The following is an 18,489-nucleotide window of genomic DNA, read 5'->3' on the forward strand; positions in this document are numbered from 1 at the left end:
GCGCGGGGCAGAAACGAAAAAACCGAGCCAATGGCTCGGTTTTTTCTGAAGAGTGGTGCCCAGGAGAAGACTCGAACTTCCACGATGTTGCCATCGCTAGGACCTGAACCTAGTGCGTCTACCAATTCCGCCACCTGGGCACATTGCGATGATTGCTCACCGACTTCTTGTCGATTGCTGGTCGAGGTCGACAGCCTCGTTACCTATGAGACGCTTGCGAAGCGCAAGAATTTCATCGAAATAAATGGTGCCCAGGAGAAGACTCGAACTTCCACGGTGTTGCCACCGCTAGGACCTGAACCTAGTGCGTCTACCAATTCCGCCACCTGGGCACTGCAAACGATGATACTTCATCGTTTCCGTGTTACAACGTCTACCAGACATTGTGGGCGCGAACTATACGGGCGAGGTTATGCCTTGTAAAGCCCCGTGCAGGAAAAATAATTCGCGCGAAACGTGCCGCCGACGTGCGTTTCGCGCTTCAATAGATATAGGGCGTTCTGCCTCTATAAATGAATGAAAGGTGACATCTCTTAATGGCCGATTGGCAATCCCTCGATCCCGAGGCCGCCCGTGAAGCGGAAAAGTACGAAAACCCCATTCCTAGCCGCGAGCTGATTCTCCAGCACTTGAGCGAGCGTGGCTCGCCGGCGGCACGTGAGCAGTTGGTGGAAGAGTTCGGATTATCTTCCGAGGATGACATTGAAGCTCTACGCCGCCGTTTGCGTGCGATGGAGCGTGACGGTCAGCTCATCTATACCCGGCGCGGCACCTATGCCCCGGTGGACAAGCTGGACCTGGTATGCGGTCGCGTCAGCGGCCATCGCGACGGCTTCGGTTTCCTGATTCCCGATGATGGCAGCGACGACCTGTTTCTCAGCCCCGCACAGATGCGTCTGGTCTTCGATGGTGATCGTTGCCTGGCGCGTGTGGCTGGCCTCGACCGCCGTGGTCGCCGCGAAGGTGCGATCGTGGAAGTCATTAGCCGCGCGCATGAAACGATCGTTGGGCGTTATCAGGAAGAAAGCGGAATCGGCTTCGTCATGGCCGACAATCCCAAGATCCAGCAGGAAGTACTGGTGACGCCGGGCCGCTCCATGGACGCCAAGCCCGGTCAGTTCGTCGAAATCAGAATCACCCATTGGCCGACCCAGCGTTTCCAGCCGCAAGGCGACGTGGTGGAGGTGATCGGCAATTACATGGCGCCGGGTATGGAAATCGACGTTGCGCTGCGCAGCTTCGACATTCCCCATGTCTGGCCTGATGCGGTCAAGCGCGAGGCGGCCAAGCTCAAGCCGGAAGTCGAAGAAAAGGACAAGCACAAGCGTGTCGACCTGCGTCATCTTCCCTTCGTCACCATCGATGGCGAGGATGCGCGGGATTTCGACGACGCCGTCTATTGCGAGAAACTCAGCGGCTGGAAGCTGTTCTCCGGCGGTTTTCGCCTGTATGTGGCGATTGCGGACGTCTCGCACTACGTCAAGGTGGGCTCGGCCCTGGACAAGGAAGCCGAGTTGCGTGGCACCTCGGTGTACTTCCCTGAACGCGTCGTGCCGATGCTCCCCGAGGAGCTGTCGAATGGTCTCTGCTCGCTGAATCCGCATGTCGACCGCCTGGCCATGGTTTGCGAAATCACCCTGAGCAAATCGGGGAAGATGACCGACTACCAGTTCTACGAGGCCGTGATCCACTCTCACGCCCGGCTGACCTACAACAAAGTCAGCAGCATGCTGGAGCAGCCATCTTCGGCCGAAGGCAAGCGTCTGATCGGCGAGTATGGGGATGTGCTGCCACACCTCAAGCAGCTCTATGCACTGTACAAGGTGTTGCTCAAGGCCCGCCATACGCGCGGTGCGATCGACTTCGAAACCCAGGAGACGCGGATCGTCTTCGGCGCCGAGCGCAAGATCGCGGCGATCAAACCCACCGAGCGCAACGACGCGCACAAGCTGATCGAGGAATGCATGCTGTGCGCCAACGTCGCCACGGCGCGCTTTCTTCAGGACCATGATCTGCCCGGCTTGTACCGTGTTCATGACGGTCCGCCTTTGGAGCGCCAGGAAAAACTGCGCGCCTTCCTTGGTGAGCTGGGCCTGACGCTGCACAAGGGCAAGGAGGGTCCGACGCCCAAGGATTACCAGGCGCTGCTGGAGCGCATCCAGGGGCGTCCGGATTTTCATGTGATCCAGACGGTGATGCTGCGCTCGCTCAGCCAGGCGGTCTACAGTCCGGACAACAACGGGCATTTCGGCCTGAACTACGAGGCCTACGCGCACTTCACCTCGCCGATTCGCCGCTATCCGGATCTGCTGATTCACCGTGCGATCCGCAGCGTGATTCGCTCACGCCGCGATACGTCGCACGTGCGCCGCGAAGGCGCCACGAGCATGCCCAAGGCGCGCATCTATCCGTACGACGAAGCCGCCCTGGAACAGTTGGGCGAACAATGCTCGATGACCGAACGGCGTGCTGACGAAGCGACCCGCGACGTGGTGAACTGGCTCAAATGCGAGTTCATGAAGGATCGGGTCGGCGAGAGTTTTCCGGGCGTCATCACGGCGGTTACCGGCTTCGGTCTGTTCGTTGAACTCACTGATATCTATGTCGAAGGCTTGGTGCACGTGACCGCCATGCCAGGCGATTACTACCACTTCGATCCCCTGCATCACCGGCTCTCCGGTGAGCGCAGCGGGCGTAATTTCCGACTCGGCGACAGCGTCGAGGTGCGGGTGATGCGCGTCGACCTGGACGAGCGCAAGATCGACTTCGAATTGATCAGCGGCGGCAGCAAGAGCGGAACGGGTGATCGTGGCGCGGCGGATGCTCGTGGTGCTCGCAAGGATGGGCGCGGCAAGAAGTCGGAGACATCGACCGCCAGGGAGCGGGAGCCGGTCAGTGCGGACGTCCGCAAGAGCCGCGAGATGAAAAAGGCCTTGCTTGACGACGCCAAGGGCGGCCGGCCGGCGAAGAGCAAACCCAAGCGCAGCTCATCGAAGCCCAAGGCCGCAGGCAAATCGTCGGCCAAGCCGGACGGTAGCGCGCCGCGCAAGCGTAAGGCCAAGCCATGAGCGATCTGGAAAAGATCTACGGCCTTCATGCCGTAGAGGCTTTGCTGCGGCATCATCCGAAGCGGGTCAAGCAGGTCTGGCTGGCCGAGGGGCGCGACGATCCGCGGGTGCAGGCGCTGGTCCAGTTGGCCGCGCAGGCCAAGGTGCGCGTCGGCCAGTGCGAGCGGCGCGAGATGGATGCCTGGGTCGAAGGTGTGCATCAGGGCGTTGTCGCCGACGTCAGCCCCAGCCAGGTCTGGGGCGATGCGATGCTCGAGGAGTTGCTGGATCGAACCGAGGGTCCGCCGTTGTTGCTCGTGCTCGACGGTGTCACCGACCCCCATAATCTCGGCGCCTGTCTGCGAACGGCCGATGCGGCCGGCGCGCTGGCCGTGATCATTCCCAAGGACAAGTCCGCCACCCTGAACGCTACGGTGCGCAAGGTGGCCTGCGGTGCGGCGGAAGTCATTCCCCTGGTCGCGGTCACCAACCTTGCACGGACGCTGGAAAAACTCCAGCAGCGCGGGCTGTGGGTCGTGGGGACGGCGGGTGAGGCCGAACAGGACATCTACGATCAGGATCTCAGCGGGCCCATCGTCCTGGTGATGGGGGCCGAGGGCAAGGGCATGCGCCGCCTGACTCGGGAGCACTGCGATTTCCTGGTCAAGCTGCCAATGGCCGGAAGCGTAAGCAGCCTCAACGTATCGGTCGCCACAGGCGTCTGCCTGTTCGAAGCGCTGCGCCAGCGCCGCCCGGCGAGCCGCTGACACAACGCGACGGCGCCGGCAGGCGCCGATCCTGCGCCAATGCCCGCTCCCTCGAAACCGATCGTGCCCTGTGCGGTCAATTATCTGTTCCGGGGCTGTCTGGCGGTCTCTGAATCAATATTTGGTCGGTGCCTGGTTCTGCCTGGCGCCAGTGTTTGATCGCAGCCGGCGACAGGCTCGCATCATGGAGGTTGTATGCCGCAACGCCCGCCTTTCGAGGCATTGTTCAGGAATTCTCCGAACGCCTACCTGCTGCTTGATCGCGAGCTGACCATCCTGGATGCCAACGAGGCGTACCTGAAGCTCACCGATCGTGCGCTCGAAGACATCGTCGGGCGGCGTATACATGATGCGTTCGCCGCTGATCCGCAGGCGCCGGAAACCACTCACGTCGACGAGCTGCTGGAATCGTTTTCACGCGTTCTGCGTAGCAAAACCGTCGATACGCTTCCGGTCATTCGCTATTCGATCGCGGTGAGTTCGGCTACCGGGACGGCGTACCAAGATCGCTACTGGAGCGCGACACACACGGCGATACTCGACGAGCAGGGGGAAGTGAGCGCCATCCTGCAGCACACTGTGGACATCACCGAGCTGCAGTCGCTGAAAGCGTCGCTGCGTTCGGCCGAGCTGCGTGGCCAGCCCCTGCAGCAGATCGAGGCTGCGATCATGTCGCGTGCCCGGTCGATGCAGGATGAAGGCAATCAGTTGCGCCAGTTGTTCGCCCAGGCGCCGGGCTTTGTCTGTTTTCTGCGCGGCCCGGAGCATGTATTCGAGCTGGTCAACGAGGCCTATCAGCAATTGACAGGCCATCGCGAGCTGCTTGGCAAGCGGGTACTCGATGGCTTGCCCGAATTGCAGGGGCAAGCCTTCATCGATCTCCTGGATCAGGTCTACCGGTCCGGCGAGCCGTATATCGGCAGGGGAATGCGGGCGCTGCTGCAGCGCCATCCCGGCATGGCGCCTGAGGAGGTGTTCGTTGACTTCGTGTTCCAGCCGATCATCGAACGCGACGGGCGCGTGTCGGGCATTTTCGTGCAGGGCAGTGACGTAACCGAGCAGCAGCGCAGTCAGTGGGAGTTGCAGGAGCATCGCGAGCATCTCGAGGAACTGGTTCGCGAGCGCACGCGCGAGCTGATGCATAGCGAGTCCGAGCGGCGAGTGGCCGAGGCGGCGTTGATGCAGTCGCAGAAGCTCGAGGCGGTGGGCAAGCTGACCGGCGGCATCGCGCATGACTTCAACAACATGCTGCAGATCATCGGCGGAAACCTTCAATTGCTGCGCCGTAACCTGGGTGCGGACGAGACCGCGCAGCGGCGCCTGGAGTCGGCTGTCGGCGGTGTGGAGAAGGGCGCCCGCCTGGCGTCCCAGCTGCTTGCCTTCGCCAGCCGCCAGCCGCCAGCCGCTACAGCCCCAGTCGGTCGACCTGGGCGAGCTGCTCGGGCAGATGAGCGAGTTGATGAGTGGCGCGCTGGGGCGGGCGGTGCAGGTGGATGTCGATATCCAGCCGAACCTGTGGCCGGTTTTCGCCGACGTGGGCAATCTGCAGGCGGCGATCCTCAATCTTGCGGTCAATGCGCGTGATGCGATGACCGATGGCGGTGACTTGTTCGTGCGCTTGCGCAATCGCTCACTGGATGCCGAGCAGGTTGCGTCTCACCCCAATGCTGCGGCGGGCCCCTACGTCGAGCTGAGCGTCATCGATGAGGGCGAAGGCATGCACCCCGAGGTGCTGGAGCGCGCGTTCGAGCCGTTCTTCACGACCCGCCAGGACGCCAATGCTTCCGGGCTTGGCTTGAGCATGGTGTACGGCTTCGTCCGGCAAACGGGCGGTTTCGTCGTGCTGGAGAGCGAGGAAGGGCGCGGTACGTCCGTCCGGGTCTACCTGCCGAGCAGCGTCGGCGAAGGGGCGCACGCGGCGCACGAAACGGCGCAGGCCGATGGTCGCGGCTCGATGGTCGAGTCGGGCGCCTCCGACTCGGCGCCAGCGCCATCGGGTGGCATGCGTATTCTTTTCGTCGAGGATGACCCTACGCTGCGCATGTTGACGGGCGAGGTGATGGAGGAACTCGGTCACGAGGTCAGTCTCTGCGAATCGGCCGAGGCTGCGATCGACCTGCTCGAGCAGCGTCGCTTCGATGTGCTGGTGACCGATGTGGGGCTCGCCGGCATGAGCGGTATCGAGCTGGTGCGCCAGGCGAAGGCGCGCGATGCGGCGCTGAGCGTCGTCATCGCTTCCGGTTACGCCATCAATGCCCGGGACGAAGGGCTGGACGACCTGCGTACGATGCTCAAGCCCTACGACATCCATCAGGTCAGGTCGCTGCTCGATAGCATCCGGGCTGAGCGGACAATGGCTGGGCACGGCTGAGCAGCGTTGGTCAAATATTCACCACAGCGCCTTGCGCGCTTGGCCGGGCTTCTCTAGAATTGCGCCCCTTGCCCGGATGGCAGGCGTTTGCGCGCCTCTCTGGCAGGCAAGACAACATACTCATTCACTCCTTGCCTGATCCGTATCGTGCGGCAGGCTGCAACCCGTAAGGAGCAACAATGCGTCATTACGAAATCATCTTTCTGGTCCACCCCGACCAGAGCGAGCAGGTTGGCGGCATGGTGGAGCGTTACACCAAGCTGATCGAAGAAGATGGCGGCAAGATCCATCGTCTGGAAGATTGGGGCCGTCGTCAGCTGGCTTACGCCATCAACAACGTCCACAAGGCTCACTACGTGATGCTGAACGTCGAGTGCAGCGGCAAGGCACTGGCCGAGCTGGAAGACAACTTCCGCTACAACGACGCCGTCATCCGTAACCTGGTCATTCGTCGCGATGAAGCCGAGACTGAACAGTCCGAGATGCTAAAGGCCGAGGAAAACCGTAGCGAGCGCCGTGAGCGTCGTGATCGCCCTGAATCTGACTCTGTCAATGAAAACGACAGTGACAGCGACAGCCGCGACAACAACGCTGACGAGTAATCCACGGACCTATTGAGGAGCCTATTTCATGGCACGTTTTTTCCGTCGTCGTAAGTTCTGCCGTTTCACCGCAGAAAACGTGAAAGAGATCGATTACAAGGATCTCAACACACTGAAGGCCTACATTTCCGAAACCGGCAAGATCGTTCCTAGCCGTATCACCGGAACCAAAGCACGCTATCAGCGCCAGCTGGCCACCGCTATCAAGCGCGCCCGTTTCCTGGCCCTGCTGCCCTACACCGACAGCCACGGCCGTTGATCGAACTGTTCGACAGACGTAAAGGATAAATCGCATGCGCGCCCTGGCTGACTTCATCATGCGCGGCCGTATGCAGGCGATTGTTGTAGTGGCTGGCTCCGCGGCGCTGCCGATGTTGTTCTGGCTGTGTGCCGCTGCAGGAAGCCTGGTGTTGTTGCGTCGCGGGCTGAATGACGCGCTGGGCGTATTGGTCTGGGCTGTATTGCCCGCCCTGGTCTGGTGGTATTTCGGCGATCCGCGCACGCTGTTGGTATTGCTGGGATCGTTCGGGTTGGCGCTGTTGTTGCGCAACCAGCGTTCCTGGCGCCAAGTGTTGTTGTGCAGTGTGGGGCTCGGGTTGCTGTATGCCTGGGCCCTTGGAATGGTTTTCGGCGAGCCGATCGCGGCGCTCGCCACCGAATTGCAGAAAGTGCTTCCTGACATGCTGTCGGATGCCTATCAGCAGCTTTCGGTGGAAGAGCAGGCGCGCTTGGGTGCGTTGCTGACACCGGTTCTGACCGGTTTGCTGGCGGCGCTGCTGCAGATCACGACGCTGCTCAGCCTGATGCTTGGACGATACTGGCAGGCGTTGCTGTACAACCCGGGTGGTTTCGGGCTCGAGTTCCGGGCGCTGCGTTTTTCACCAGTGCCGGCGATGCTGCTCCTGGTGGGCATGTTGCTTGGACCGAGTCTCGGCGTGCAGGTGGCGATGCTGGCTCCGCTGTGCAGTGTTCCACTGGTGTTTGCCGGTATCGCACTGATGCATGGACTGGTGGCGCAGAACCGGATGTCGCGGTTCTGGCTGGTGGGGCTTTACGTCACGCTGGTGTTGTTCATGCAGTTGATTTATCCGCTACTGGCCGTCTTGGCCATTGTCGACAGCTTGTTTGATTTTCGCGGTCGGGCATCTCGTGATGACGATGCGGGACCTGCGAACGGTGAAGGTTAAAAGTTAAGAGGTAAGACTCAAATGGAAGTCATCCTGCTGGAAAAAGTCGCGAACCTGGGCAACCTGGGCGACAAGGTAAACGTCAAGTCTGGTTACGGCCGCAACTATCTGCTGCCGCAGCGCAAGGCTACTGCTGCGACCCCGGCCAATATCGCCGAGTTCGAAGCGCGCCGTGCCGATCTGGAAAAAGCTGCTGCCGAGCGTAAGGCTTCCGCCGAAACTCGCGCTGCCCAGCTGTCCGAACTGGAAGTCACCATCACCGCCACTGCGGGCGATGAGGGCAAGCTGTTCGGTTCCATCGGTACGCACGACATCGCCGACGCCCTGACCGCCTCCGGCGTTGAAGTGGCCAAGAGCGAAATCCGCCTGCCAAACGGAACCATCCGTCAGGTCGGCGAATACGACGTAGCCGTGCATCTGCACACCGACGTCGAAGCGACCGTGAAGCTGATCGTGGTTGCTGGCTGAGACCGGCCTGCGTCTGGCACCCCTGGTGCCTGACGCGTAACATCGGGCACGTTTCCACGCGAGTGGAACGTGCCTTTTGTTTTTCTGAACGAAATTCGAGTGCCATGAACGACATCAGTGTGCCCCAACAGTACGACCTGGAAACCGCAGCGCTCAAGGTGCCGCCTCATTCCATCGAGGCCGAGCAGGCCGTACTGGGTGGGCTGATGCTGGATAACAACGCCTGGGAGCGCGTGCTTGACCAGGTGTCGGATGGCGATTTCTACCGCCACGACCACCGGCTTATCTTCCGTGCCATCTTCACCCTGGCCGAACGCAACTCGCCGTTCGACGTCGTGACGCTGTCCGAACAGTTGGACAAGGAAGGTCACCTGTCGCAAGTGGGCGGCCTCGCTTATCTGGGCGAACTGGCCAAGAACACACCGTCAGTAGCGAACATCAAGGCCTACGCGCAGATCATTCGTGAACGCGCGACGTTGCGCCAGTTGATTGGCATCAGCAACGAAATTGCCGACAGCGCCTATGCGCCGCAAGGACGCACGGGCGAGGAAATTCTCGATGAGGCCGAACGGCTGATCTTCCAGATCGCTGAAGCCCGTCCCAAGACGGGCGGGCCGATGGGGATCAACGATATTCTGGTGAAGGCGATCGACCGGATCGATTCGCTGTTCAATGCCGGTGAGGCGATTACCGGTATATCGACCGGTTTCACCGACCTGGACGAGGCCACCAGCGGCCTGCAGGCAGCCGACCTGATCATCGTGGCTGGCCGTCCCTCGATGGGTAAGACCACCTTTGCGATGAACCTGGTGGAAAACGCGGTCCTGCGTTCCGACAAGGCGATTCTGGTGTTCTCGCTGGAAATGCCTGCCGACTCCATCGTGATTCGTATGCTGGCCTCGTTGGGCCGTATCGACCAGACCAAGGTGCGGACCGGTAAGCTCAGCGATGACGACTGGCCGCGATTGACCTCGGCGGTCAATCTGCTCAACGACCGCAAGCTGTTCATCGACGATACCGCCGGCATCTCGCCCTCGGAAATGCGTGCCCGTACCCGGCGCCTGGCGCGCGAGCACGGCGAAATCGGCATGATCATGGTCGACTACCTGCAGCTGATGCAGATTCCCGGTTCCAGCGGCGACAACCGGACCAACGAGATTTCCGAAATTTCCCGCTCGCTGAAAGGCCTGGCGAAGGAATTCAACTGTCCGGTGATCGCGCTGTCGCAGCTCAACCGCTCGCTGGAGCAGCGGCCCAACAAGCGTCCGGTCAACTCGGACTTGCGTGAATCGGGAGCCATCGAGCAGGACGCCGACATCATCATGTTCGTCTACCGGGACGAGGTCTATCACCCGGAAACCGAGTACAAGGGCGTTGCCGAAATCATCATCGGCAAGCAGCGGAACGGCCCTATCGGCACCACGCGGCTGGCATTCCTCGGCAAATACTCGCGCTTCGAGAATCTGGCGCCCGGCAGTTACCAGTTCGACGACGAGTAAGCCGCTGTCGCGACGAGCCGATGTCTTTTCACGGCTTGCGGCGCTGGCGAAAGGCGCCGGACAATAGGCGCTGCCTGTTCCCATTCCCAAGGACTACCCATGCGTCCCCTGGTTGCCACGGTCGATCTGACAGCCCTTCGCCATAACTATCAACTTGCCAGGCAGTGCGCGCCGGGCCGCAAGGCGTTCGCCGTGGTAAAAGCCAACGCGTACGGTCACGGCGCGCCGGCAGCCGTGCGCTGTCTGGCAGATATTGCAGATGGTTTCGCAGTCGCTTCGCTGGAGGAGGCCGAGCAAGTGCGGGCCGTCGACCGGAGCGCGAGACTGTTGCTGCTCGAAGGCTGCTTCGAGCCGGGCGAGTACGTCAGGGCGGCCGAGCTTGGACTGGATGTGGCGGTTCAGGGCGAGGCGCAGGCTAACGCGTTGCTGCAGGCCTCGCTATGCCGCCCATTGAACGTGTGGTTCAAGCTCGACTCCGGGATGCACCGGCTGGGATTCACGGCCCCGGCTTTGCGCCAATGGTACCCGCGATTGGCTGACGCGCCGCAGGTCGCCGAAATCAATCTGATGAGTCATTTCGCTTGCGCCGATGAGCGCGGCCATCCGCTCAACGAAGCTCAGCTCGAGCAGTTCACCGGTCTGTTGGACCTGGATTTCACTCATCGCTCGTTCGCCAATTCAGCGGCTGTACTGACGATGTCGGCTGCGCATATGGATTGGCTGCGTCCTGGCATCATGCTGTACGGCGCATCGCCCTTCGCGGACTTGAGCGCTGCGACATTGGGCCTGAAGCCGGTGATGACCTTGACCGCTGCGATCATCGCGATACGCGACGTCGCTGTGGGGGAATGCGTCGGCTACGGTGCCAGTTGGGTGGCGCAGCGTCCATCGCGTATCGCCACCGTCAGTTGCGGTTACGCCGACGGTTATCCCCGTACGGCGCCACCCGGCACCTGTGTGGCGATTCGTGGTGAGCGGGCGCCTCTGGCCGGGCGGGTGTCGATGGATATGCTGGCGGTAGATGTCACCGATCTGCTGCAGGTGGCGCTGGGCGATGAGGTGGAGCTGTGGGGCGCGCGAGTACCGATCGATGAACTGGCCCAGGCCTGCGGCACAATCGGTTACGAGTTGCTGACCAAAGTCACCCAGCGCGTCCCCCGGCGCTACGTCAGCGACTGAGCGGCGTTTCGTCTGATCTCGTTCGGATAAAAGCCGACTGATACGGTCGGCCTTCCTGATCATTTTTTGTGCTATATTCCGCGCCCGTTTTCGTTGCCCCGGTTCCTTGCCATGCACGCCGCCAAACCCCTGTTCGACTATCCCAAGTACTGGGCCGAGTGTTTCGGTCCGGCGCCATTCCTGCCGATGAGCAGGGAGGAGATGGATCAGCTCGGCTGGGATTCGTGCGACATCATCATTGTCACAGGCGACGCCTACGTAGACCATCCGTCGTTCGGCATGGCGATCATCGGCCGCCTGCTGGAGGCCCAGGGATTTCGCGTGGGGATCATCAGCCAGCCCAACTGGCAGAGCAAGGACGACTTCATGAAGCTCGGCGAGCCGAACCTGTTCTTCGGGATCGCGGCCGGCAACATGGACTCGATGATCAACCGCTACACCGCTGATCGCAAAATCCGGTCCGACGACGCCTATACGGCCGGTGGCCTGGCAGGCAAGCGTCCGGACCGGGCGAGCCTGGTCTATAGCCAGCGTTGCAAGGAGGCCTACAAGCACGTGCCGGTGGTGCTCGGCGGCATCGAGGCCTCCCTGCGGCGGATCGCCCATTACGATTACTGGTCGGACAAGGTGCGCCGCTCGATCCTGATGGACGCGACCGCGGACATCCTGCTCTATGGCAACGCTGAACGCGCCATCGTCGAGGTGGCCCAGCGGCTTGCGCGGGGCGAGACGGTCGAACAGATCACCGATGTGCGCGGTACTGCCTTTATCCGCAAGGATGCGCCGCAGGACTGGTTCGAAATCGACTCGACGCGCATCGATCGGCCTGGCAAGGTCGACAAGATCATCAACCCCTACGTCAGTACACAGGACCTGCAGGCCTGTGCGATCGAGCAGGAGAAAGGACCCACCGAGGATCCTAACGAGCCCAAGGTCGTCCAGTTGCTGCCCAATCCTAAAATCGAGCGTGATCGAACCGTGATCCGCTTGCCTTCGTTCGAAAAGGTTCGCAACGACCCGGCGCTGTATGCCCATGCCAACCGGGTGCTTCACCTGGAAACGAACCCGGGCAACGCCCGTGCGCTGGTCCAGCGGCACGGCGACCATGACATCTGGCTGAATCCGCCACCGATACCGTTGACCACCGAGGAAATGGACTACGTATTCGCCTCGCCGTATGCGCGGGTGCCACATCCGTCCTATGGCGAGGCGAAGATCCCCGCCTACGACATGATCCGTTTTTCGGTGAACATCATGCGTGGCTGTTTCGGTGGCTGCACCTTCTGTTCGATTACCGAGCACGAAGGGCGAATCATCCAGAACCGCTCCCACGAATCGATCCTGCACGAGATCGAGGAGATGAAGAAACTGCCCGGCTTCACCGGTGTGGTCTCGGACCTGGGCGGCCCGACTGCGAATATGTACCGCATCGCCTGCAAGAGTCCGGAAATCGAACAGCACTGCCGCAAGCCGTCGTGCGTGTATCCGGGCATCTGCGAAAACCTCAATACCGACCACAGTTCCCTGATCGAGCTGTACCGCAAGGCCCGCGCGTTGCCGGGCGTGAAGAAAATCCTGATCGCCTCGGGCCTGCGCTATGACCTGGCGGTGGAATCGCCGGAGTACGTCAAGGAGCTGGTCACCCATCATGTCGGCGGCTATTTGAAGATTGCTCCGGAGCACACCGAGCGCGGGCCTCTGGACAAGATGATGAAGCCGGGGATCGGCAGCTATGACAAGTTCAAGCGGATGTTCGACAAGTATTCGAAGGAAGCGGGCAAGGAGCAGTACCTGATCCCGTACTTCATCGCCGCGCATCCCGGAACCACTGACGAGGACATGATGAACCTCGCGCTGTGGCTCAAGGCCAACGGCTTCCGCGCCGACCAGGTGCAGGCCTTCTATCCCTCACCCATGGCCAGCGCCACGGCGATGTACCACAGCGGCAAGAACCCGCTGCGCAAGGTGACGTACAAGAGCGAGGGCGTCGTGATCGTCAAGAGCGAGGAACAACGTCGGTTGCACAAGGCGTTCCTCCGCTATCACGACCCCAAGGGTTGGCCGATGCTGCGCGAAGCGTTGCAGCGCATGGGGCGGGCCGATCTGATCGGCAGCGGCAAGCATCAGCTGATTCCTGTCCATCAGCCGGCTAGCGAAGGCTACCAGAGCGCGCGCCGCAAGAACTCGACGCCCGCCGGCAGCAAGAAGGCCGGGCAGGGCGGCCAGATTCTTACCCAGCACACTGGCTTGCCGCCGCGCAGTCACGACGGCAACGCCTGGGACAAGCGTGAGCAGGCCAAGGCCGCCGCCGAGGCGCGACGCAAGGCGGCTGCGGGTGCCGGAAAACCATCGGCAAAGAACCGCAAGCCATCGCAGCGTCCCGTCGCTCCCCGCTGAAAGGGCTCAGTACGGGACGCACGCGCGCCGCTGGCTGCACGGGTGTCGTTCAGCACTTGAATGCCAGCGTCGCCTGACTCAGGTCGTTGGCCAGCTTCAACATCTGTTCGCTTTGCTCGCGGCCACGGCCGATATGCGCCAGGTTGCTATCGCCCAGGTGGTGGATGCGTTCGCTGTGTTCGCGGATTTCGCTCACAGCGTCGCTCTGCTGCGCGGTGGCCTGCGCGATTCGTTCCGCCATCTGTTCGATGGTGCCGATGGTGGTCACGATCTCGTTTAGCGCCAGGTCAGCCGTTTCAGCGAGTCCAGCGGTGGCTTCGGCATGATCGACCTGCACGCGCATGGCCTGGACGGACTGATGGGCGGCCTTCTGCAGATTGCCGATCAGCTGCTGGATTTCCTCCGTGGCCCCGCTGGTACGCTGTGCCAGCGTGCGGACTTCATCGGCCACGACGGCGAAACCACGGCCTTGCTCTCCAGCCCGCGCGGCTTCGATGGCCGCGTTCAACGCCAGCAGGTTGGTCTGCTCGGCAATCGAGCGGATCACGATCAGCACTTTGCCAATGACGCTGGTTTCGTCGGCCAGATGCTCGATGGCCTGGGCATTGTGCTGGACTTCGCTGACCAGGCCCTTGAGGCCCGCGAGGCTCTGGCTGATGACCCTTTGTCCATGACTGACGGCCTGTCCCGCCGCCCGGCTGGCATCTGCGGTCTGGCTGGCACCATTGGCGACGTCCTGGATGGTCGCCTCCAGTTCACCCAGCGAATCGCGTATCTGTGCCGTATCGCCGGTCTGGCGACTGGCGCCCTGGTGAAGATCGCTGCTCATCTGCGCAAGGCTTTGGCTACCGCTGTTGACCTCTTGCGCGTGCTGGCGCAGCGTGCCGACCAGCATCAGCAGGTAGCTGCGTAGCTGATTCAGCGAGGCGGCAATCTCGACCATTTCAGGCGTCTTCGATTCCAGCTGCGCCGTCTCGCCAAAGTCCCCCTGGGCCCAGGCACGCAGGGCTGGGGCGAGCTGGCCCAGCGCGCGGGTCACTTTGCGCTGCAAACGATCGATGGCGAGGGCGACCAGTAATATCAGTGCGATGATCGTGCCCTGGATCAGACGCACCTCCGACTGGATGCGCCCATGCTCGGACCGTATCACCGGTTCAAGCTCGGTAAGTGCGTGTTGCAACGCGGTGACCTTCTGCTCGCTGCTGGCCATCAACGCGCTGCGCTGGCGGATCAGGTCGCGGGTCCGCTGAAGCTCGGCCGGATAGCGCTTGATCAGGCCGAGCAGCTCGCGCTTGAGGGCGATGCCCTGATCTTCGCCGGCGTGTTCCGGCTGCTCTCCCTCGAGGTCGAGCAGTGCGGCGAACGCGCTGGCGCCTGTACGCCGTTCGCCTGCGATGCCGAGTAGAGGCAACGCCTCGAGTGCATCAGCCTCCCTGCTCAACGCCTGCAGGGTCTGTTCAACGTCTGCCGCCAGTTCGTCTCGTCCGCTGCTCGTCAGCTTGTCGCGCGCGTGGCTCAGGCGCAGCAACTGGCGGCTGGCCTCGAACAGAGGCGCCTGGTACCGGTTGGCCGAAGCCTGGGTGCTTTGCGCCGCGTAACGATGCAACTGTAGCAGTGCGCTGGCCATTTCCCGCTCGGCTTGCAGCAGCAGACCTTGCGGATCGCCGGCAAGCTTGCCGGCGGCGAGCAGCTCGGTCGCGGTAAACCCGTTGAGCTGCTCAAGGCTCGGTTGCAACCGCTCGGCGAACTGCTTCGGCAGGGCTGCAACGTCCGCCGCAAGACTGTCCAGCGCTTGCATTGCCGCGTTATGGCGGACCGCGTTGCCGTTGGCCAGGTAATCCTGGATGTTGCTCGCGACCTGGTGCTCGAAGCGTTGGGAAAGCCCGAGGTAACGATCCATCAACTGATAGGGACGCTGCAGCGCGCGCTCCGACCACCAGAGCGTGACGCCCAACGCGAGGCAGATCGCAACGAGCAGCAAGGTGTTGAGTGTGGTGAGCGACTTCAGACGCATCCTGACCTCCGGTTGATGGGGAGGTCAGCAATATATGGCTATTTGATGTCACTCACGTGACAGCGTGAACCGCTCCACACGGTTGCGTCCGCCATGTTTGGCCCGATAGAGGGCTTCGTCGGCCTGCTGGGTCAGCGCCTTGACGTCGGCCTCGAGGGTCAACTCGGCGATGCCGCAGCTGAACGTACAGGAGAGATCGGCCGGTTGCGCAGGGTAATGGATCTCGGCAAAGCGCTGGCGGATCTCGTCGAGGACCTTTACCGCGTCTTCCGCCCGGGTGTCCGGCAGGACGACGGCGAACTCCTCGCCTCCATAACGGCCAATATGGTCCGTCTTGCGCAGACGTTGCTTGAGGAACAGGGCCAGGCTCTTGATCACCCGGTCGCCCATGGGGTGCCCGTAGGTGTCGTTGACCCTCTTGAAATGATCGATATCGATCATGGCGAAACACAGGGACTGGCCGTCACGCCGGGCCCGCGAGCTGGCGTCTTCGAGCAGCTGCAGGCTATGGGTATGGTTGTAGAGCCCGGTCAGGCTGTCGCGCACGATCCGGGCCTTCAGGTGGCGCGCGCGTTCGGCGCGGGTCCGCACCGTGGCGATCAGGTGGCTGGGCTTGATCGGCTTGGTCAGGAAGTCGTCGCCTCCTTCGTTCATCGCATCGAGCTGTTTGTCGAGGTCGTCTTCCGCGGACAGGTAGATGATGGGCACGCTCACGTAGCGTTCGTGCTGGCGAATGACCTTGGCCAGTTCCGTGCCCATGCATTCGGGCATATACATGTCGAGGATGATCAGGTCGGGCTGGAAGTCTGCCAGGTGGCTGATCGCCTGAATCGGCTCATTGAGCGTCTGGGTGATGATCCCCGCATTGTTCAGGACCCGTTCGGTATGGGTCGCCTGCGCACGCGAGTCGTCGATGATCAGCACTCGGAAAGGTTCGTAGTGGGCGGTGCGGGTAAAGATCTCGATCTTTTCCAGCAGGCTGGAGGCGTCGATGGTGCCGGTGAAGAAGTCCAGTCCGCCGGCGCGCACGGCGGCCAGGCGCATCGGCGTGTCGGTTTCTTCATGGCTGAAGAAGATCACGGGCAGTTTCTCCTCCAGGCCCTGTTGTACGCGTTCGACGAGCCGCAGGCCCTCGCCTGGGCCGTTGAAGTCGACGTCCATTACCAGCGCCGCGGGATGGCGCTCGTGCATGGCGGCGCGAAACTCGCTGTCGCTGGAGAACGCCCGGGCGGCCATGCTGAAGAACTCGAGTTGCCGCACCACATGCTTGGCGCGCTCATGGTCTTCGAGGGCGATATAGACGGGCTTGCTCAATGGCGGAACGTAGCCCGACTGGCCACGTGGATCGCTGTGGCGAAGCCCGGTTCGTCCGAGGCGGTAGACCAGTTGGCTGAGGGTGGCGATGGTGTTGCTGGACAATCGGCCGCGGTTGTCCTGAATGTCGTCCAGGCAATTGTCGATGCCGATGGCCAGTTCCCGATGCTCGGTCTGCTCGAAGCGCTCGGCAAATCGGCGCAAGCGCTGGTTGGCATCGGTGAGCGCGGCACGGTAGCTGTCGTTCCACTCGCTACGCTGCAGTTGCTGCCAGACCTCCAGCACTTCCCGTGCCTGGTGGATGACCCGTTGCGCGAAATGCTGTTTGAGTTCTTCCTGATCCGACATGTCCGTTCCCTGGCCGCTGCGGCAGTGCATTCAGAGGCCTCTTTGGTGGCTTCATGCTACCACCGTTCGAGGCGTTGCAAGACGCTGCATAAGGCGGTCTGGTTCTCATTATGCGGCTTGCCCGGGATCAGCTGCGTTATAGTGGTTCACATGCCGCGACGCTCATCGCTATCGGCGGTCGAATCTCTGAATTCCGAAAGAAGGACAGACGCCCATGTTGGATTGGAAGAACCGCTTTGGCCGCCTTGGCTCATCGGCAAGCACCGCCAGAGCGCAAGGGCCGGCGCGCAATCCGCTCGTGCTGGCACTCGCCGTGGTGGTGGGGCTCTATCTGCTGGTTGCGCTACTGGTGGGCTGGTACTGGAGTTCCGAGCCTGACCGTTTCCCGGTGCAACAGCATGTCCGGCAGGCGGCCGATGCGTCGCAACGACAGATCGTCAATGGTTTCACGACGGTCGAAACCCTCAAGCGGGTCGCCAGCACGCTGCTCGACAAACCCGGCGGCTACCTGACCAATGACGTTGCGCCGCCCGGCCTGTGGCTGGACAACATGCCCAGCTGGGAATACGGGGTGCTGGTTCAGGTCCGCGACCTCAGCCGTGCGCTGCGCAAGGATTTCGCCCGCTCGCAATCCCAGTCGACCGAGGACGCCGACCTGTCCAAGGCCGAACCGCTGTTCAATTTCGATAATCGCAGTTGGGCCTTGCCGGCCAGCGAATCGGAATACCGTAACGGTATCCGCTTTCTGGACCGCTACCTGGCGCGTTTGAGCGATCCGGCGCCCAAGGCGCAGTTCTATTCGCGGGCAGACAACCTCAATAACTGGCTGGGCGATGTCGGCACCCGGTTGGGGTCGCTGTCGCAACGTCTGTCGGCCAGCGTCGGTCGGGTGCGCCTGGACCCTCAGGTCTCGCCTGACATGGAGCGTGACGGGGTACAGCAAGTGGTCGAGGAAGCCCGCGTCGAGACCTCGTGGTTGCAGATTGATAATGTCTTCTACGAAGCGCGCGGACAGGCCTGGGCCTTGTCGCATCTGCTGCGCGCCATCGAGGTCGACTTCGCCGATGTGCTGGCCAAGAAGAACGCCACGGTAAGCGTCAGGCAGATCATCCGCGAACTCGAGGCCGCGCAGGAGCCACTCTGGAGCCCGATGGTGCTCAACGGCAGCGGCTATGGTGTGCTCGCCAACCATTCGCTGGTCATGGCGAACTACATCTCGCGCGCCAACGCAGCGATCATCGATCTGCGCAATCTGCTGTCGCAGGGCTGAGGGGGAGCGACCCTTCGGGGTCGCAG

General features: G+C 62.0%; 14 protein-coding genes and 2 tRNA genes. 12 read left to right on the forward strand and 4 right to left on the reverse strand.

Annotated elements, in window-relative coordinates; translation table 11 throughout:
- Nucleotides 1-53 precede the first annotated feature (53 nt).
- Nucleotides 54-140 (reverse strand) — tRNA-Leu (locus tag GQA94_RS07315).
- Nucleotides 141-245: 105 nt separating this feature from the next.
- Nucleotides 246-332, reverse strand: a tRNA-Leu gene (locus GQA94_RS07320).
- A gap of 204 nt (nt 333-536) precedes the next feature.
- Here GQA94_RS07320 and rnr point away from each other — a divergent pair.
- From rnr to GQA94_RS07370, 11 genes are all read left to right on the forward strand, one after another.
- Nucleotides 537-3,068, forward strand: a complete 2,532-nt coding sequence (gene rnr / locus GQA94_RS07325) for a ribonuclease R (RefSeq protein WP_158187391.1) — start codon at nt 537-539, stop codon at nt 3,066-3,068.
- The gene (gene rlmB / locus GQA94_RS07330) at nt 3,065-3,814 is read left to right on the forward strand and encodes a 23S rRNA (guanosine(2251)-2'-O)-methyltransferase RlmB (protein ID WP_158187392.1); all 750 of its coding nucleotides are present in this window, start codon (nt 3,065-3,067) and stop codon (nt 3,812-3,814) included. Before rnr ends, rlmB begins: the two co-directional genes overlap by 4 nt.
- Nucleotides 3,815-4,009: 195 nt before the next feature.
- A complete protein-coding gene (locus GQA94_RS23615; RefSeq protein ID WP_423835398.1) occupies nt 4,010-5,398 on the forward strand; it encodes a PAS domain-containing protein in 1,389 nt (462 codons plus the stop codon).
- Between the two features lie 4 nt (nt 5,399-5,402).
- The gene (locus GQA94_RS23620) at nt 5,403-6,185 is read left to right on the forward strand and encodes a response regulator (RefSeq protein WP_423835434.1); all 783 of its coding nucleotides are present in this window, start codon (nt 5,403-5,405) and stop codon (nt 6,183-6,185) included.
- A gap of 179 nt (nt 6,186-6,364) precedes the next feature.
- Complete coding sequence (rpsF, locus tag GQA94_RS07340; RefSeq protein ID WP_158187393.1) at nt 6,365-6,787, forward strand: 30S ribosomal protein S6; 423 nt, start codon at nt 6,365-6,367, stop codon at nt 6,785-6,787.
- Nucleotides 6,788-6,815: 28 nt separating this feature from the next.
- Nucleotides 6,816-7,046 (forward strand): 30S ribosomal protein S18, encoded by a 231-nt coding sequence (gene rpsR, locus GQA94_RS07345; RefSeq protein ID WP_019340128.1) that lies wholly within the window; start codon nt 6,816-6,818, stop codon nt 7,044-7,046.
- A gap of 34 nt (nt 7,047-7,080) precedes the next feature.
- Nucleotides 7,081-7,974 carry a hypothetical protein gene (locus GQA94_RS07350; protein ID WP_158187394.1) on the forward strand — a complete coding sequence of 298 codons (894 nt, stop codon included), beginning with the start codon at nt 7,081-7,083 and terminating at the stop codon, nt 7,972-7,974.
- Between the two features lie 21 nt (nt 7,975-7,995).
- Nucleotides 7,996-8,442 carry a 50S ribosomal protein L9 gene (gene rplI, locus GQA94_RS07355; RefSeq protein WP_158187395.1) on the forward strand — a complete coding sequence of 149 codons (447 nt, stop codon included), beginning with the start codon at nt 7,996-7,998 and terminating at the stop codon, nt 8,440-8,442.
- Nucleotides 8,443-8,546: 104 nt separating this feature from the next.
- Nucleotides 8,547-9,941 (forward strand): replicative DNA helicase, encoded by a 1,395-nt coding sequence (gene dnaB / locus GQA94_RS07360; RefSeq protein ID WP_158187396.1) that lies wholly within the window; start codon nt 8,547-8,549, stop codon nt 9,939-9,941.
- A 99-nt stretch (nt 9,942-10,040) separates the two neighbouring features.
- Complete coding sequence (gene alr / locus GQA94_RS07365) at nt 10,041-11,120, forward strand: alanine racemase (protein ID WP_158187397.1); 1,080 nt, start codon at nt 10,041-10,043, stop codon at nt 11,118-11,120.
- Nucleotides 11,121-11,231: 111 nt separating this feature from the next.
- Nucleotides 11,232-13,517: a YgiQ family radical SAM protein gene (locus GQA94_RS07370; RefSeq protein WP_158187398.1), complete on the forward strand. Its 2,286-nt coding sequence runs from the start codon at nt 11,232-11,234 to the stop codon at nt 13,515-13,517.
- A 49-nt stretch (nt 13,518-13,566) separates the two neighbouring features.
- Here GQA94_RS07370 and GQA94_RS07375 read toward each other — a convergent pair whose 3' ends face one another.
- Nucleotides 13,567-15,531 (reverse strand): methyl-accepting chemotaxis protein, encoded by a 1,965-nt coding sequence (locus GQA94_RS07375; protein ID WP_158187399.1) that lies wholly within the window; start codon nt 15,529-15,531, stop codon nt 13,567-13,569.
- 48 nt (nt 15,532-15,579) lie between these two features.
- The gene (locus GQA94_RS07380; protein WP_158187400.1) at nt 15,580-17,193 is read right to left on the reverse strand and encodes a response regulator; all 1,614 of its coding nucleotides are present in this window, start codon (nt 17,191-17,193) and stop codon (nt 15,580-15,582) included.
- A gap of 214 nt (nt 17,194-17,407) precedes the next feature.
- Between GQA94_RS07380 and GQA94_RS07385 the strand changes: the two genes are divergently transcribed.
- Nucleotides 17,408-18,463 (forward strand): DUF2333 family protein, encoded by a 1,056-nt coding sequence (locus tag GQA94_RS07385; RefSeq protein ID WP_158187401.1) that lies wholly within the window; start codon nt 17,408-17,410, stop codon nt 18,461-18,463.
- Nucleotides 18,464-18,489: the final 26 nt, after the last annotated feature.

Origin of the sequence: Stutzerimonas stutzeri (genome assembly GCF_009789555.1) — a bacterium.
Lineage (GTDB): Bacteria > Pseudomonadota > Gammaproteobacteria > Pseudomonadales > Pseudomonadaceae > Stutzerimonas > Stutzerimonas stutzeri_R.

What these genes read in the sequence shown, in the direction of transcription:
- rnr (WP_158187391.1), top strand. Translation starts at nt 537, where the DNA reads ATGGCCGATTGGCAATCCCTCGATCCCGAGGCCGCCCGTGAAGCGGAA.
- rlmB (WP_158187392.1), top strand. Translation starts at nt 3,065, where the DNA reads ATGAGCGATCTGGAAAAGATCTACGGCCTTCATGCCGTAGAGGCTTTG.
- GQA94_RS23615 (WP_423835398.1), top strand. Translation starts at nt 4,010, where the DNA reads ATGCCGCAACGCCCGCCTTTCGAGGCATTGTTCAGGAATTCTCCGAAC.
- GQA94_RS23620 (WP_423835434.1), top strand. Translation starts at nt 5,403, where the DNA reads ATGACCGATGGCGGTGACTTGTTCGTGCGCTTGCGCAATCGCTCACTG.
- rpsF (WP_158187393.1), top strand. Translation starts at nt 6,365, where the DNA reads ATGCGTCATTACGAAATCATCTTTCTGGTCCACCCCGACCAGAGCGAG.
- rpsR (WP_019340128.1), top strand. Translation starts at nt 6,816, where the DNA reads ATGGCACGTTTTTTCCGTCGTCGTAAGTTCTGCCGTTTCACCGCAGAA.
- GQA94_RS07350 (WP_158187394.1), top strand. Translation starts at nt 7,081, where the DNA reads ATGCGCGCCCTGGCTGACTTCATCATGCGCGGCCGTATGCAGGCGATT.
- rplI (WP_158187395.1), top strand. Translation starts at nt 7,996, where the DNA reads ATGGAAGTCATCCTGCTGGAAAAAGTCGCGAACCTGGGCAACCTGGGC.
- dnaB (WP_158187396.1), top strand. Translation starts at nt 8,547, where the DNA reads ATGAACGACATCAGTGTGCCCCAACAGTACGACCTGGAAACCGCAGCG.
- alr (WP_158187397.1), top strand. Translation starts at nt 10,041, where the DNA reads ATGCGTCCCCTGGTTGCCACGGTCGATCTGACAGCCCTTCGCCATAAC.
- GQA94_RS07370 (WP_158187398.1), top strand. Translation starts at nt 11,232, where the DNA reads ATGCACGCCGCCAAACCCCTGTTCGACTATCCCAAGTACTGGGCCGAG.
- GQA94_RS07375 (WP_158187399.1), bottom strand. Translation starts at nt 15,531, where the DNA reads ATGCGTCTGAAGTCGCTCACCACACTCAACACCTTGCTGCTCGTTGCG.
- GQA94_RS07380 (WP_158187400.1), bottom strand. Translation starts at nt 17,193, where the DNA reads ATGTCGGATCAGGAAGAACTCAAACAGCATTTCGCGCAACGGGTCATC.
- GQA94_RS07385 (WP_158187401.1), top strand. Translation starts at nt 17,408, where the DNA reads ATGTTGGATTGGAAGAACCGCTTTGGCCGCCTTGGCTCATCGGCAAGC.